Origin of the sequence: Streptomyces sp. NPDC102462 (assembly GCF_044765425.1) — a bacterium.
Lineage (GTDB): Bacteria > Actinomycetota > Actinomycetes > Streptomycetales > Streptomycetaceae > Streptomyces.
Window position 1 is genome coordinate 163,118 of record NZ_JBIWKB010000009.1, and the last position, 13,857, is coordinate 176,974.

The 13,857-nt window shown below is 73.8% G+C and carries 13 protein-coding genes and 1 riboswitch; of the genes, 7 read left to right on the top strand and 6 right to left on the bottom strand.

Annotation, left to right across the window (positions count from 1 at the left end):
- The first annotated feature begins 144 nt into the window (after window positions 1–144).
- The 3 genes from ACIRFL_RS11055 (at window position 145) to ACIRFL_RS11065 (ending at window position 3,313) form a co-directional block, all read left to right on the top strand.
- Window positions 145–774 carry a TetR/AcrR family transcriptional regulator gene (locus ACIRFL_RS11055; RefSeq protein WP_404026465.1) on the top strand — a complete coding sequence of 210 codons (630 nt, stop codon included), beginning with the start codon at window positions 145–147 and terminating at the stop codon, window positions 772–774.
- Window positions 775–1,128: 354 nt separating this feature from the next.
- Entirely contained in the window at window positions 1,129–1,743 is a 615-nt protein-coding gene (locus tag ACIRFL_RS11060; protein WP_404026468.1) for a DUF4126 domain-containing protein, read from the top strand.
- Between the two features lie 46 nt (window positions 1,744–1,789).
- Entirely contained in the window at window positions 1,790–3,313 is a 1,524-nt protein-coding gene (locus ACIRFL_RS11065) for a phytoene desaturase family protein (protein ID WP_404026470.1), read from the top strand.
- A gap of 126 nt (window positions 3,314–3,439) precedes the next feature.
- Here the strand turns inward: ACIRFL_RS11065 and ACIRFL_RS11070 are convergent, their stop codons facing one another.
- The 6 genes from ACIRFL_RS11070 to ACIRFL_RS11095 form a co-directional block, all read right to left on the bottom strand.
- Window positions 3,440–4,450: a hypothetical protein gene (locus ACIRFL_RS11070; protein ID WP_404026473.1), complete on the bottom strand. Its 1,011-nt coding sequence runs from the start codon at window positions 4,448–4,450 to the stop codon at window positions 3,440–3,442.
- Between the two features lie 55 nt (window positions 4,451–4,505).
- Window positions 4,506–5,429 carry a methylenetetrahydrofolate reductase [NAD(P)H] gene (metF, locus tag ACIRFL_RS11075; RefSeq protein ID WP_404026476.1) on the bottom strand — a complete coding sequence of 308 codons (924 nt, stop codon included), beginning with the start codon at window positions 5,427–5,429 and terminating at the stop codon, window positions 4,506–4,508.
- A 97-nt stretch (window positions 5,430–5,526) separates the two neighbouring features.
- Window positions 5,527–6,195, bottom strand: a complete 669-nt coding sequence (thiE, locus tag ACIRFL_RS11080; protein ID WP_404026479.1) for a thiamine phosphate synthase — start codon at window positions 6,193–6,195, stop codon at window positions 5,527–5,529.
- An 820-nt stretch (window positions 6,196–7,015) separates the two neighbouring features.
- Window positions 7,016–7,381 carry an Rv2175c family DNA-binding protein gene (locus tag ACIRFL_RS11085; RefSeq protein ID WP_351728252.1) on the bottom strand — a complete coding sequence of 122 codons (366 nt, stop codon included), beginning with the start codon at window positions 7,379–7,381 and terminating at the stop codon, window positions 7,016–7,018.
- 67 nt (window positions 7,382–7,448) lie between these two features.
- The gene (locus ACIRFL_RS11090) at window positions 7,449–8,678 is read right to left on the bottom strand and encodes an NAD(P)/FAD-dependent oxidoreductase (protein ID WP_404026482.1); all 1,230 of its coding nucleotides are present in this window, start codon (window positions 8,676–8,678) and stop codon (window positions 7,449–7,451) included.
- Window positions 8,679–8,710: 32 nt separating this feature from the next.
- Window positions 8,711–9,106, bottom strand: coding sequence for a hypothetical protein (locus ACIRFL_RS11095; RefSeq protein WP_404026484.1), 396 nt, complete (start codon window positions 9,104–9,106; stop codon window positions 8,711–8,713).
- A 53-nt stretch (window positions 9,107–9,159) separates the two neighbouring features.
- A riboswitch (TPP riboswitch) is annotated at window positions 9,160–9,271 on the top strand.
- On the opposite strand from ACIRFL_RS11095, the gene thiO reads away from it, so the two are divergent.
- From thiO to pknB, 4 genes are all read left to right on the top strand, one after another.
- Window positions 9,269–10,432: a glycine oxidase ThiO gene (thiO, locus tag ACIRFL_RS11100; RefSeq protein WP_404026486.1), complete on the top strand. Its 1,164-nt coding sequence runs from the start codon at window positions 9,269–9,271 to the stop codon at window positions 10,430–10,432. Its footprint overlaps the riboswitch before it by 3 nt.
- On the top strand, window positions 10,429–10,629 hold the full coding sequence (thiS, locus tag ACIRFL_RS11105) for a sulfur carrier protein ThiS (RefSeq protein ID WP_404026487.1): 201 nt from the start codon (window positions 10,429–10,431) through the stop codon (window positions 10,627–10,629). The genes thiO and thiS overlap by 4 nt, the downstream gene beginning before the upstream one ends.
- 3 nt (window positions 10,630–10,632) lie before the next feature.
- Window positions 10,633–11,427, top strand: a complete 795-nt coding sequence (locus ACIRFL_RS11110) for a thiazole synthase (protein ID WP_404026490.1) — start codon at window positions 10,633–10,635, stop codon at window positions 11,425–11,427.
- Window positions 11,428–11,821: 394 nt separating this feature from the next.
- The gene (pknB, locus tag ACIRFL_RS11115; RefSeq protein WP_404026492.1) at window positions 11,822–13,750 is read left to right on the top strand and encodes a Stk1 family PASTA domain-containing Ser/Thr kinase; all 1,929 of its coding nucleotides are present in this window, start codon (window positions 11,822–11,824) and stop codon (window positions 13,748–13,750) included.
- The last annotated feature ends 107 nt before the right edge of the window (window positions 13,751–13,857 follow it).

Here is a 13,857-nt window from a genome sequence, read left to right on the forward strand (position 1 = left end):
TCTGACCTGGTCATTTGCCTCGATCGACCGTTCGATCGCAGGCCGGTCCGGTGCGTGGCCTGCGTCCGTCGCGGTCACCGGCGCCGGGGCCGCGGTGCGCCGGTACGGCCCGGCGCTGAGCCCGTTGCTGTGAGAATCGGCGCCATGGAAAGCAGCAGTGCCGCGCGCGGCGGCAGCACCCGCCGCGAGGTCACCCGGCAGCGGCTCTTCGAGGCGGCCGTCACGCTCATCGCCGAGCAGGGCTTCTCCGCCACGACGGTGGACGAGATCGCCGAGCGCGCCGGGGTCGCGAAGGGCACGGTCTACTACAACTTCGCCAGCAAGTCGGTCCTCTTCGAGGAGTTGCTGCGGCACGGCGTGGGCGTGCTCACCGCCTCCCTGCGGGAGGCCGCCGAGCGGACGGCGCGCGAGGGCGGCGGCACGGTGGCCGCGCTGGACGCGATGATCCGCGCCGGTCTCGTCTTCATCGACCGCTACCCGGCCTTCACCCAGCTGTACGTGGCCGAGCTGTGGCGCACCAACCGCGCCTGGCAGTCCACCCTGCTGGTGGTGCGGCAGCAGGCCGTCGCGGTGGTCGAGGGGGTGCTGCGCGCGGGTGTGGCGGGCGGCGATTTCGGCGCGGAGATCGATGTGCCTCTGACGGCGGCGGCCCTGGTCGGCATGGTGCTGGTGGCGGCGCTGGACTGGAAGTCGTTCCAGCCGGAGCGGTCCCTGGACGACGTGCACGCCGCCCTGTCCCGGCTGTTGCAGGGCCGGGTGAGCGGCATGGGCTGACGGCAAAGCGCCGGTCCGCCGTGGCCGCGTCCCCCGCGGGCCACCTCGGACCGGCGCTTCCCTGTGCTCCCCCGTGTTCCCCCTGGGAACCCCCGTTGTGGTCTTCCCCCTGGGCTCCCCCGTGTCCTCACTTCCGCCGACGAGTCGGCGGAAGGAGCGGCAAAGGACGGTCGCCGTTCCGCCGCCCCGTGTCGGCGGTGCCGGTCCCTGTCCTGCTGCCGTGCCTCCACTTTCCCGTTCCCGCAGTTCGGAGCCCATCCGCGCACGTACTCAACTCACCGCCTAGGTACGCCTACTCAGCCGTCCGCGCGCAGGCACAGGACGCGGCGCCGCCCGCTGGCTACGATCACCTCCGTGTCCGTACTCCCCCTGGTGTTCACCAGCGGCTGGGCCAGCGGTTTCAACGCCTACGCCGTGGTGCTGCTGCTCGGCCTGTTCGGTGCGACCGGAGTGAGCGAGGACGTTCCGCAGACGCTGCAACGCCCCGAAGTGCTCATCGCGGCCGGCGCGCTGTTCCTGTGCGAGGCCGTCGCCGACAAGATTCCCTACGTCGACTCGGTGTGGGACGCCGTGCACACCGTCGTCCGGCCGCTCGCGGGCGCCTGGGTCGGGGCGCTGCTCGCCGGGCAGAGCGGTTCGCTCCCGGACGTGGCGGCGGGCCTGCTCGGCGGTTCGACGGCGCTCGCCAGCCATGCGGTCAAGGCCGGGACGCGGATGGCGGTCAACGCCTCGCCGGAGCCCTTCAGCAACATGATCCTGAGCACGGCCGAGGACGTCGGCGTGGGCGCCGTCGTCTCCTTCGCCGTGTTCCATCCGAAGGCGGCGGCGATCGTCGCGGCGGCGCTGCTGGCCGCCGGTGTGGCGGCGCTGTGTTTCCTGGTCTCCCGGATCCGGCGGTTCCTGCGCCGCCGGGCACGGCGCCGTGCGGAGCGCCGGCCGGCCGTCGGGGCGGCCCGGCCGCCCGACTGACCGCCCGTGGCCCCGGCTGTCAATGGCGGTCGATAAAGTCGCAGGCATGGCACGGATTGCGGTGATCGGCGCCGGGATGGGCGCGATGGCGGCCGCCGCCCGGCTGGCCGTCGCGGGCCACCGGGTGGTGGTGTACGAGCGTACGGAGACGTACGGCGGAGCGGTGCGCCGGTTCGAGCGGGACGGCTTCGGCTTCGACACCGGCCCGGGTGTGCTGCCGCTGCCCGCGGTGTGGCGCGATCTGTTCCTCAAGACCGGCAAGGAGCCACTGGAGGACCAGGTCCGGCTCACCCAGGTCGACCCGTCCTCACGGCACGTGTTCGCGGACGGCACGGAGGTGTCGTTGCCGAACGCCTCGCGCGCGGGTGTCGTCGCCGCCCTGGACGAGGCGCTGGGGTCCGGCGCCGGGCAGCGCTGGGGCGACTTCCTGGTGCGCGCCCGCGAGACCTGGGACCGCACCCGCCGGCCCCTGCTGGAGGAGCCGCTGTGGCCCAACTGGTCGGTGCTGGCCGGGCGCGAGCCCTATCCGGCGGTCCCCCACAAGCGGCTGCTGCGCACCCGGCGGGCCGGCACGCTGGCCGAGATCGGCGCGTGGGAGCTGCGGGACCCGCGGCTCGCCGCCCTGCTGGCGGGGCATGCGCTCGGGTACGGCCTGGACCCCGGGACCGCTCCGGCCGCCGCGGCCGTGCTGCCGTACATGGAGCACGCCTTCGGCGTCTGGTATGTCGGGGGCGGCATACGGGAGTTGGCGCGCGCGGTGTACGAGCGGTGCGTGCGGCGCAGGGTCGAGTTCGTCTTCGGGGCGGAGGTCACCGGGATCCTGGAGAAGGACGGCCGCGTGGCGGGCGTGGAGTGGGCCGAGGGCGGCTCGGGGGGCGGGACGGCCGCGGAGGCGGACGCGGTGATCGCCACGGGCCCCTGGCGGTTGCGCGGCCTGCTGCCCGGCCGGGAGCCGTACGGGCCGGGCGCCGTCACGCCGACCGCCGAGGGGCTGTTCCCTGGCCGGGTCGTGGTGTGCCTCGCGCTGCGCGGCGGCCGGGAGCCGGGGGCCGCGCACCGCACGGTGGTGCACTCCCCGGACGCGACGGCCGAGTTGGATCTGTTCACGGCGGAGGGGGTGCCGGAGCGGCCCACGGTCCGCGTCGACCGGCCGGACGACCCCGCCCTGCGCCCGGACGCGGCGCACGAGTCCGTGGTGGTGACGGCGACGGTGCCGTCCGCGGCCGGGTACGACTGGAGCGCGCCGGGCGCCGCCGACGCCTTCGCGGACCGGATGGTCGCCGCCGCCGAGCGGGCGGTGCCGGGGCTGCGGGAGCGCGTGCTGTGGCGCGAGGTGCGCACACCGGTGCACACCGAGCGGGAGACGGGGGCCGAGGGCGGTGCCGTGCCCCCGCCTGCGCTGGCCGCGGCCGAGGGAACCCTGCGTCCGTCCAACAGCACCGAGATACCGGGCCTGTTCGCGGTCGGCGGCTGGTCGCATCCGGGGGGCGGGCTCGCGCACGCCGGCATGTCGGGCGCGCTGGTCGCCGGGCTGATCGTGGAGGGGCCGGACTTCCGGGGCTCGCGGTGAGCGGGGCGCTCGGCTCGCGGTGAGCGAGGGTTCGGTGCGGTGAGCCGGGGCTCGGCGCGCGAGCGGGGCGCTCGGCTCGCTGGGGCCGGGGCTCGGCGTGGGTGACGGCGTCGCGGGAGCGGCCCGTCAGAAGCGGTAGTGCTCGTCGTATCCGGTGCCGGTGCCGTTGCCCTGCTGCTGCCCGTTGTTCTGGTACGGGTAGGGCTGTTCCGGCGGGAGTTGGCCGCCGTAGGTCTCGTCGGTGCGCTGCTGCGGGACCCAGACGCCGCCGGGCGGGGTCTCGCCGTAGCCGCCGGTGCCGTACTGGTCCTGGCCGTAGGGCGGTTGGCCGTACTGCTGACCGTCGTAGCCGGGATCGTACGAGGCGTCTCCGTGGCCCTGGGCGCCGACGTACGGGTCGGAGTAATTGGCGTACTGCTGCTGGCCGTTGATGTCGTAGCCGTACTGCTGCTGGCCGTAGCCCGGGTAGTCGTAGGCGTAGCCCTGGTCGGCGCCCTGGGCGGCCGTCGCATAGGTCGGGTCCTGGTGCTGGGCGGCGGCCGCGTGGGCCGCGTCGCCGTATATGCCGTAGGAGCCGGTGTCGTCGGGCAGGGGCTGCGGTTCGTAGACGGCGGTGGCCTCGGCGGCGGAGTGCTCGGCCGTGCGCGGGGCCGGCGCGAACACGTCGTCGCGTTCGTAGTCGCCGTCACGGCCGTACGGGGTGCCGTCGCCGCCGTAACCGGCGTCCTGACCGTACCCGCCGTCCGGTCCGTACCCGCCGTCCTGGCGGTAACCGTCGTCGGGCCGGCCGTGGCCGGTCCCGGCCGGCTCCGGGTCCAGGGCCTCCGGCGTGGGCTCCGGGTGGTCCGGCTGCTCGCCCCGGCGCTTGCCGCCGCCCTCGCCGCGGCGGCTGACCGCCCAGCCGTCGGTGAAGCCACGGCGGAACGACAGCGTGACGTACGTCTGGCCGACCGCGAAGGCCACCGCGCCCAGTGCGATGACGACGACGGCGGAGATCAGCACGCCGAGCACGACGCCGACGAAGCCGACGAACGCCAGCAGCCGCCAGCGCAGCCGCGCCTTGTACTGCAGCAGCACCTCGCCGAGCAACCACAGCGCGACGATGCCGAACGCGATGTAGAGGACCGTCCAGCCCATGTACGCCCCTCTCCCAGTGACCGCTACGCAGTGTGTCGTATACCGGTTGGCCGGTCTAGGCCCGCGGGGGGTGGTGCAGGCCCAGGTTCTCGTAGATCTCCAGCGTCGCCGTGGAGTTGTTGAGCGTGATGAAGTGCAGGCCGGGCACTCCCTCGGCCAGCAGCCGCGCGCAGAACTCCGTGGCGAACTCGATGCCAATGGAGCGTACCGCCGCCGGATCGTCCTTCGCTGTGAGGATCCGCTCTTTCAGCACCTCGGGGAAGCAGGCGTTGCTGAGCCGGGGCAGCCGCTCCAGCATCCGCACGCTCGTGACCGGCAGGATCTCGGGGATGACCGGGGTCTCGCAGCCGGCAGCCGCGACCCGGTCGCGCAGCCGCAGATACGACTCCGGCTCGAAGAACATCTGCGTAATGGCGTAGTCGGCGCCCGCACGGCACTTGTCGACGAAGTGTGTGACGTCCGTGTCCCAGTCACTGGAGCGCGGATGCATCTCAGGGAAGGCGGCGACACCCACGCAGAAGTCACCGGACTCCTTGATGAGCGCGACGAGTTCGGCCGCGTAGGTCAGGCCCTTGGGGTGCGGCACCCACTCGCCCATCGGGTCGCCGGGCGGGTCGCCGCGGACGGCGAGCATGTTGCGGATACCGGCGTCCGCGTACTGGCCGATGATGTTGCGCAGTTCCGCGACGGAGTGGTTGACGGCGGTGAGGTGGGCGACCGGCGTCAGCGTGGTGTCCACGACGATCTGCTGGGTCTCCTTGACCGTGGTCGCGCGGGTGGAGCCGCCGGCGCCGTAGGTCACGGACACGAAGTCGGGAGCCACCGCCTCGACCCTGCGCAGCGCGTTCCACAGGGACCGCTCACCCTTGGGCGTCTTCGGCGCGTAGAACTCGAACGAGTACGTCGTCTTGCCGGTACGCAGGATGTCACGCACAGTGCGCGCGCGGTCGGTCCTGGTGGACGCGGTTCCAAGGGCCATACCCGCAGGTTAGCCAGGGGCGGCCGGTCCCCCAACCGAGGACCGGAAATTTGCCCGATTTGCCGATTTCTTGTCCACTCCTTGGACAGCCTGGGCTCTAGGCCCGCCGCAGCCGCCCGGCGAATTCGGCCGCCGCCGCTCCCGGGTCGTCGGCCTCGGTGATCGCACGGACGACGACCACCCTGCGGGCACCGGCGTCGAGCACCTGGTCGAGGTTGCCCAGGTCGATGCCGCCGATGGCGAACCAGGGCCGGTCGGTGCCCAGGGCGGCCGTGTACCGGACCAGGTCCAGGCCGGGCGCGGGCCGGCCCGGCTTGGTGGGGGTGGGCCAGCACGGGCCGGTGCAGAAGTAGTCCACGCCGTCCTGGACGGCCGCGGCGGCGGCCTCCTCCGGGGCATGCGTGGAGCGGCCCATCAGCACGTCGGCGCCCAGGATGGCGCGGGCCGCGGGCACCGGGAGGTCACCCTGGCCCAGGTGGAGCACGTCGGCACCGGCGGCGTGGGCGACGTCCGCGCGGTCGTTGACCGCGAGCAGCTTGCCGTGCCGGGCGCAGGCGTCGGCGAACACCTCCAGGCGCGCCAGTTCCTCGGCCGCCTCCATGCCCTTGTCCCGCAGCTGCACGATGTCGACGCCGCCGGCCAGGACCGCGTCCAGGAACTCGGCGAGGTCGCCCTGGCGCGTGCGGGCGTCCGTGCACAGGTAAAGCCGCGCCCCGGCAAGCGCCACACGCGCGGCGGTGTAGCCGTCGCTCACGGAATCAGACATACGGTGCGTCCCCCTGAGTACGGTGCGATGGGTGTCGGTTGGTCCGCCGTGGCCTCGGTGCAGCTGTGGCCCACGCGGCTAACGGTGCCACAGGTATTGGCGGTGCCATGCGGGCAGACCCGAAGGAACCCACGAGCCACGCCCCGGGGGCCCGGTGGGGTTCTCGGCTGCGGGTGCGCTCTGGCCGGGGCCGTTCTCCGGCTGGACTTCGGCCGCGGGTGCTGTGACTGGGGCGGGTCCCGACGGGGGTTCTCGGCTGCGGGTGTGCTGTGGCTGGGGGGTGGTTTCCCGGAGGGGTTTCGGCCGCGGGTACGTTGTGGCCCGGGTCCGCTTCCTGGTGGGGCTTCGGCCGCGGGTTCACTCCCCCGCGGCAGCTTCGCCTGTGGGCGCGCTGCGGTCCCTGGCGGGGTCCTGGGCCGTGGGTGTGCTGTGACTGGGGCGGTGCCCGGCGGCGCCTGGGCTGTCGGTGCGCTCTGGCCGGGGGCGGACCGGGGCCATCCCCGGCCCGGCCGAGCCTACTGCTCCGTCACTGGACCAGCTCCACCTGGCCCACGGGTTCGAGTACCCACAGCCACCGACCTGGCGGCGTCTCTTGCCTTGCGGGTCCGGGGCAGACGTGTGCGCACGGCCGGCCGCGGCGCCCCCACGGCCGAAGCCCCGCCGGGGGCGGCCCCGGCCCACGGCACACCCGCGGCACGAGCCCCACCGGAGACCACCCCCGGCCACGGCGCAGCCGCGGCCCCGCAGGGAAGCGGCTGCGCCGGGGAGCGGGTCCGGGCGCAGTGGGCCCGCGGTTGAAGCCCCGCAGGGGGTCGTGGGGTCAGACGGCGAGGGCCTGGGCTCGGCGTTTCACCTCCGTGCCGCGGTTCTCGCTGAGGGCCTGCGCCGGGGTGCCGGGCAGGGTGGGGTCGGGGGTGAACAGCCACTCCAGCATCTCTTCGACCGTGAAGCCGTCGTCCCGCAGCAGCGTCAGGGTCCCGGACAGGCCCTTGACGACCTTGTCCCCGTCGATGAAGGCGGCGGGAACGTGCAGCGCGCGGTTCTCGCCACGGCGTACGGCGATGAGCTGGCCCTCCTTGACCAGCTGCCGCACACGTGTCACCTCGACGCCGAGCTGTTCGGCGATGTCGGGCAGGGTGAGCCAGGCGGGGACGAGAGCATCGATCTTTGCGTCAATCTCGGTCACGGAACCAGCCTGCCATCTGGGACTGACAGTCGGAAGCCGGGACGGTCCGACCTGGGGTGTCCGCGCGTCACGCGGTGGCCTCCTTGAGGGGCCGCGCCGGGTCCGCGAGCAGCTCCGGAGCCATCGGCGTGCCCGCCTCGATCAGCCGCCGCCCCTGCGCCAGGTCACGCGGACGGCCCACGGCCAGCAGAGCGACCAGCCGGTTCGCACGCAGCCAGCAGACGGTCCAGGCGGGCCCCGTGGGGTCCCCGCGCCACAGCAGCGTGTCGGCCGCGGGGTGATGGCCGACGTACTGCACGAAGCGGCCGAACTGCTCGGACCAGAAGTACGGCACCGGGTCGTAGACCGCCGGGGCCTCGCCGATGATGTTCGCGGCGACCGTGCGCGGCCCCTGGAGGGCGTTGTCCCAGTGGTGCACGAGCAGCCGCTCGCCGTAGCGGGCGGAGGGGAAGGAGGCGCAGTCGCCGACCGCGTACACGTCCGGCGCGGAGGTGCGCAGGTACGCGTCGGCCACGACCTCCCGGTGGGCGCCCAGTTCGATGCCGGAGCCGGCCAGCCACCCGGTGGCGGGGCGCGCGCCGATGCCGACGACCACGGCGCCCGCGGGCAGCCGCGAGCCGTCGGCGAGCAGCACCGCGCCGGGCTCGACGCTCGCCACGCGCGCGTTGGTGCGCAGTTCGGTGCCGCTGTCCGCGTACCAGCCGGTCATCGGCGCCGCGACCTCGGCCGGGAGGGCGCCCGCGAGCGGGCGGTCGGCGGCCTCGACCACCGTGACCGCGCAGCCCGCCTCGCGGGCCGCCGTGGCGAACTCGGCGCCGATCCAGCCCGCGCCGACGACCACGATGTCGTGCTGCCGGGCGAGCACGGGCCGCAGCCGTTGGGCGTCGTCCAGGGTGCGCAGCAGATGCACACCGGGGACACCCTCGGCGCCGGGCAGCCGCATCGGTTCGGCGCCGGTGGCGAGGACCAGGACGTCGTACGGCACGGGTCCGGCGGCGGTGTCCAGCTCGTGCTCGCCGGGGCGTACGCCGGTCGCCTCGCGGCCCAGTCGGAGATCGATACCGAGTGCCGTGAAGTCGACCTCGAAGGCGGAGCCCTCGGCCTTGCCGAGCAGTACGGCCTTGGACAGCGGCGGCCGGTCGTAGGGCCGGTGGGGTTCGGCGCCGACCAGGGTGATCGTGCCCCGGTGGCCCTGTTCCCGCAGGGCGACCGCGGTCTGCACCCCGGCCATGCCCGCGCCGACGACGACCACGCGCCGCCCCGGTGCCGGGCTGGGTTGCTGCGTCTGCTGGCTCACGTGATCACCATAGTCACCTGACAATTTGTCAGTCAGGGGGCGTGCTGGGTGACCTGTTGCACAACAGGATCACCGGTGACCGCCGGGGTCCGCGCGACCTGCTCGACGACGCTCGTCCCGCTGCCGGCCTGCGATTCCCACTCCCACGTCTCCGTGAGCCGCACCCGGCCGTCGGGCAGCTCGCCGACGGTCGACACGCAGTGCCCACAGGACGTGCCGCCGTCGTGCTTGAGCTGGACGTACCGGAAGTCCAGCCGGTCGCCGCGGCGGGTGCCGACGAGATACCCGCGCACGATGTCACCGCCGGCGTACTCGGCCCAGATCTCGCCGTCCTTCTCGTGGTACGTGAACCGGGTGCCGGTACCCACCTGACCTGGGGCCTGGTCCGTGACGGGGGCGAGGACGAGACCGTCGAGCGAGCGGGCCATGAACGGAGGCTCCCTTACTGAGGCGGGCGGTGGCGGGCTAGGGTGGCCACCGTACAAGCACTCGCGGGAGCCCGGACGCACCGGGCTGAGAGGGAGGCTGGCGGCCTCCGACCGTACGAACCTGATCCGGGTCATGCCGGCGAAGGGAGGGGCTGGACGCCCATGTCGTCACGTACGTCGGACGTTCTCGTCATCGGGGGCGGAATCATCGGCCTGGTCACGGCCTGGCGGGCCGCGCAGCGCGGGTTCACCACGGCCGTCGTGGACCCCGAGCCGGGCGGCGGGGCCGCGCAGGTCGCGGCCGGGATGCTGGCCGCGGTCACCGAACTGCACCACGGCGAGCAGACGCTGCTCGGCCTGAACCTGGCCTCGGCCCGCCGCTACCCGGACTTCACGGCAGAGCTGACCGAGCTGACCGGCCTGGACCTCGGCTACCGCCGGTGCGGCACCCTCGCCGTCGCGCTGGACGCCGACGACCGGGCGTACCTGCGCGATCTGCACGCGTTGCAGCAGCGCTCCGGGCTGGAGTCCGAGTGGCTGTCCGGCCGGGAGTGCCGCCGCCTGGAGCCGATGCTCGCGCCCGGCGTGCGGGGCGGGCTGCGGGTGGACGCCGACCACCAGATCGACCCGCGCCGGCTGGCCGCCGCGCTGCTCGCGGCGTGCGAACGGGCGGGCGTGGTCCTGCACCGGGCGTGGGCGGAGCGCTGCACGGTGCGCCGGGACCGGGCCGTCGGGGTGACCACCGGGGACGGCACGGAACTGGGCGCGGATCGGGTGGTGCTCGCGGCCGGCAGCCTGAGCGGACGGCTGGCGGGCCTGCCGCGGGACGTGCTGCCGCCGGTGCGGCCGGTGAAGGGGCAGGTGCTGCGGCTGACCGTGCCGAAGCGGTACGCGCCGTTCCTGAGCCGCACCGTGCGGGCCGTGGTGCGCGGCAGCCAGGTGTACCTGGTGCCGCGGGAGAACGGCGAACTGGTCGTCGGGGCGACCAGCGAGGAGCTGGGCTGGGACACGACGGTGACCGCGGGCGGCGTGTACGAGCTACTGCGGGACGCGCACGAGCTGGTGCCGGGGATCACCGAGCTGCCGCTGACCGAGACCCGGGCCGGGCTGCGGCCCGGATCGCCGGACAACGCGCCGCTGCTCGGCCCGACCGCGCTCGACGGGCTGTTCGCGGCCACCGGGCACCATCGCAACGGCGTGCTGCTCACCCCGGTCACCGGGGACGTCATGGCGCACGCCCTGGCCACCGGGGACCTCCCCGAGGTGGCCCGTCCTTTCACGCCCGAGCGCTTCGGCGCCGCCGCCCGCACGGAGCAGCCCGCATGATCATCTCTGTCAACGGGGAGCGCCGGGAGTTCGCGCCCGGCACGGCCCTCGACACCGTCGTCCAGACCCTCACCAGCGCGCCCGGCGGGGTGGCCGCGGCCCTCAACGAAACCGTCGTCCCGCGCGCCCAGTGGCCGTCCACCGCCCTCAGCGAGGGCGACCGCGTCGAAGTCCTCACCGCCGTCCAAGGAGGCTGAGCCATGGCCGACGATCCCTTCGTCCTCGGCGGTACGTCCTTCACGTCCCGGCTGATCATGGGTACGGGCGGTGCGCCCAGCCTCGATGTGCTGGAGCGTGCGCTGGTCGCCTCCGGCACGGAGCTGACGACCGTGGCGATGCGGCGGGTCGACCCCGGTGTGCACGGCTCCGTGCTGTCGGTGCTGCAGCGGCTCGGCATCCGGGTGCTGCCGAACACCGCGGGCTGCTTCACCGCGGGCGAGGCGGTGCTGACCGCGCGGCTGGCCCGGGAAGCGCTCGGCAGCGATCTGGTGAAGCTGGAGGTGATCGCCGACGAGCGGACGCTGCTGCCGGATCCGATCGAGTTGCTGGACGCGGCGGAGACCCTGGTCGACGACGGGTTCACGGTGCTGCCGTACACGAACGACGACCCCGTGCTGGCGCGGAAGCTGGAGGACGTGGGGTGCGCGGCGGTGATGCCGCTCGGCTCGCCGATCGGTTCGGGGCTCGGGATCCGCAACCCGCACAACTTCCAGCTGATCGTGGAGCACGCGCGTGTGCCGGTGATTCTGGACGCGGGAGCCGGTACGGCGTCCGATGTGGCGCTGGCGATGGAACTCGGGTGCGCGGGGGTGATGCTGGCGTCGGCCGTCACCCGGGCGCAGCAACCGGAGCGGATGGCTGCCGCCATGCGGCACGCGGTGGACGCGGGGCGGCTGGCGCGGCTGGCGGGGCGGATTCCGCGGCGGCATTTCGCCACGGCGTCGTCTCCTGCGGAGGGCTTGGCCGTGCTCGACCCGGAGCGGCCTGCGTTCTGAGCGTGGGGCGGGCGCCGGTCCTTGTGGGGGTGCGGGAGCGTCGGCGGGTGCGGGTGGGTGGGGGTGCGGGTGGGTGTTCTCCCACCCGCGCACCGCCCGTTTGCTGTCGGCCGAGTGGTGGACGTTTCCTGTGGGGGCCGAGCGCCGTCGGCGGGTGCGGGTGGGGGGTGGCGGGTCCGGCCGAGTGGTTGGCGTCTCGGGTGGGGGCCGAGCGCCGTCAGCGGGTGCGGGTGGGGGGTGGCGGGTCCGGCCGAGTGGTTGGCGTCTCGGGTGGGGGCCGAGCGCCGTCAGCGGGTGCGGGTGGGGGTGGGGTGCGTCACAGGTTGGTTGTAGTCGTGCTGTTGCGACGGTGGAACCAGGGGCGCTGTCGGTCCCGGATCGTAAACTCACCAGCGTGGATACGACCCTTCAGGACCCTCTCGTCGGGCAGGTGCTCGACGGACGTTATCGCGTCGAGGCGCGGATCGCGGTCGGCGGGATGGCCACGGTCTACCGGGCCCTGGACACCCGCCTCGACCGCATCCTCGCCCTCAAGGTGATGCATCCGGCGCTGGCGGCCGACGGGTCGTTCGTGGAGCGGTTCATCCGGGAGGCGAAGTCGGTCGCCCGGCTCGCCCACCCCAACGTCGTCCAGGTGTTCGACCAGGGCGCGGACGGGTCGTATGTCTACCTGGCCATGGAGTACGTCGCCGGCTGCACCCTGCGCGACGTGCTGCGGGAGCGGGGCGCGCTCCAGCCGCGGGCCGCGCTGGACATCCTGGAGCCGGTGCTGGCCGCGCTCGGCGCCGCACACCGCGCCGGGTTCGTGCACCGGGACATGAAGCCCGAGAACGTGCTCATAGGCGACGACGGGCGGGTCAAGGTCGCGGACTTCGGCCTTGTGCGGTCGGTGGACACGGTGACCAGTACGACGGGGGCCGTGCTGGGGACCGTGGCGTATCTCGCGCCGGAGCAGATCGAGAACGGCACCGCGGACCCCCGTGTCGACGTGTACGCGTGCGGCGTGGTCCTGTACGAGATGCTGACCGGGGCAAAGCCGCATGAGGGTGACTCCCCGGCGGTGGTGCTCTACAAGCACCTCCACGAGGACGTGCCGCCGCCCTCGGCCGCCGTGCCGGGGCTGCCGTACGAGCTGGACGAGCTGGTCGCCTCGGCCACCGCCCGCACGGCGGCGGTCCGGCCGCATGACGCCGTGGCGCTGCTGGCCCAGGTGCGGGAGTGCCGCGCGGCGCTCAGCGACGAGCAGCTGGACGCGGTGCCGCCCCAGGCGCTCACCGCGGAGCACGACATCGCCGAGGACCGTACGAGCGTGATTCCGCGTTCGCTGACGGTGCCCCGGCTGCTGCCCGTCAACGAGGACGACGATCCCGGCGCGGGCGACAACCGGACGGCCCGGTTCGAGTCCCCGGCCGTGCCGCCTCGGCGGCGGTCCGTACGGCCCGGGCGGGGACTGGTCACGCTGGTCGTCGCCGTGCTGGTGGTCTTCGGCGTCGGGGCCGGCGTCTGGTACATCAACTCCGGGCAGTTCACGAAGGTGCCGCCGCTGCTGTCGAAGACCGAGGCGCAGGCGCGGGAACGGCTCAAGGAGGCCGGGCTCGACGTCAAGCGGGTCGAGCACGCCTACAGCGACACGGTGCGGCGCGGCACGGTCATCAGTACCGACCCGGAGGCCGGCGCCCGCATCCGCAACAACGACTCGGTGACGCTGACCGTCTCCGACGGCCCGGAGACCGTGAAGGTGCCCGATCTGGCGGGCCGCGGGCTGGCCGACGCGAAGGCGCTGCTCAGGAAGGGCGGGCTGGAGCCCGGCATGGTCACGCGCGCGTTCAGCGACAGCGTGCCGAAGGACGCGGTGATCGGCACCGATCCGGCGGCCGGCACCGAGCGGCACGCGGGGTCGGCGATCGCGCTCACCGTCAGCAAGGGCAGCCCGATCGACGTGCCGGACGTCACCGGTGAGGACCTGGACAGCGCGCGGACGGAGCTGGAGGACGCCGGGCTCAAGGTGGAGGTCTCCGCGGAGCAGGTGAACTCCGAGTTCGACAAGGGCGAGGTCGCCCGGCAGACCCCGGCCGGCGACAGCGAGGCGGCCGAGGGCGACACGGTGCGGCTGACGCTGTCCAAGGGCCCGGAGATGGTCGAGGTGCCGAACGTGGTCGGGGCCAGTGTCGGTGACGCGAAGAAGCTGCTGGAGGGCTCCGGCTTCAAGGTCTCGGAGGACCGCGGGCTGCTGGGTCTGTTCGGCGACACGGTGAAGAAGCAGTCGGTCGACGCGGGTGAGACGGCCCCGAAGGGCTCCACGATAACGATCACCATCCGCTGACTCCCGAGCGGACTGCCTGCCGCAGCCGTACGGCGATCGGGCGTGCCCCCGCGTCCGCCGGGCTGCCATGGCCGGATTCGGGGCCCGCCGACGTCGCCGTTCGGCAG

Bases quoted from the DNA above. Each gene is read 5' to 3' on its own strand.
- ACIRFL_RS11055 (WP_404026465.1), top strand. From the start codon at position 145: ATGGAAAGCAGCAGTGCCGCGCGCGGCGGCAGCACCCGCCGCGAGGTC.
- ACIRFL_RS11065 (WP_404026470.1), top strand. From the start codon at position 1,790: ATGGCACGGATTGCGGTGATCGGCGCCGGGATGGGCGCGATGGCGGCC.
- ACIRFL_RS11070 (WP_404026473.1), bottom strand. From the start codon at position 4,450: ATGGGCTGGACGGTCCTCTACATCGCGTTCGGCATCGTCGCGCTGTGG.
- metF (WP_404026476.1), bottom strand. From the start codon at position 5,429: ATGGCCCTTGGAACCGCGTCCACCAGGACCGACCGCGCGCGCACTGTG.
- thiE (WP_404026479.1), bottom strand. From the start codon at position 6,195: ATGTCTGATTCCGTGAGCGACGGCTACACCGCCGCGCGTGTGGCGCTT.
- ACIRFL_RS11095 (WP_404026484.1), bottom strand. From the start codon at position 9,106: ATGGCCCGCTCGCTCGACGGTCTCGTCCTCGCCCCCGTCACGGACCAG.
- thiO (WP_404026486.1), top strand. From the start codon at position 9,269: ATGTCGTCACGTACGTCGGACGTTCTCGTCATCGGGGGCGGAATCATC.
- thiS (WP_404026487.1), top strand. From the start codon at position 10,429: ATGATCATCTCTGTCAACGGGGAGCGCCGGGAGTTCGCGCCCGGCACG.
- ACIRFL_RS11110 (WP_404026490.1), top strand. From the start codon at position 10,633: ATGGCCGACGATCCCTTCGTCCTCGGCGGTACGTCCTTCACGTCCCGG.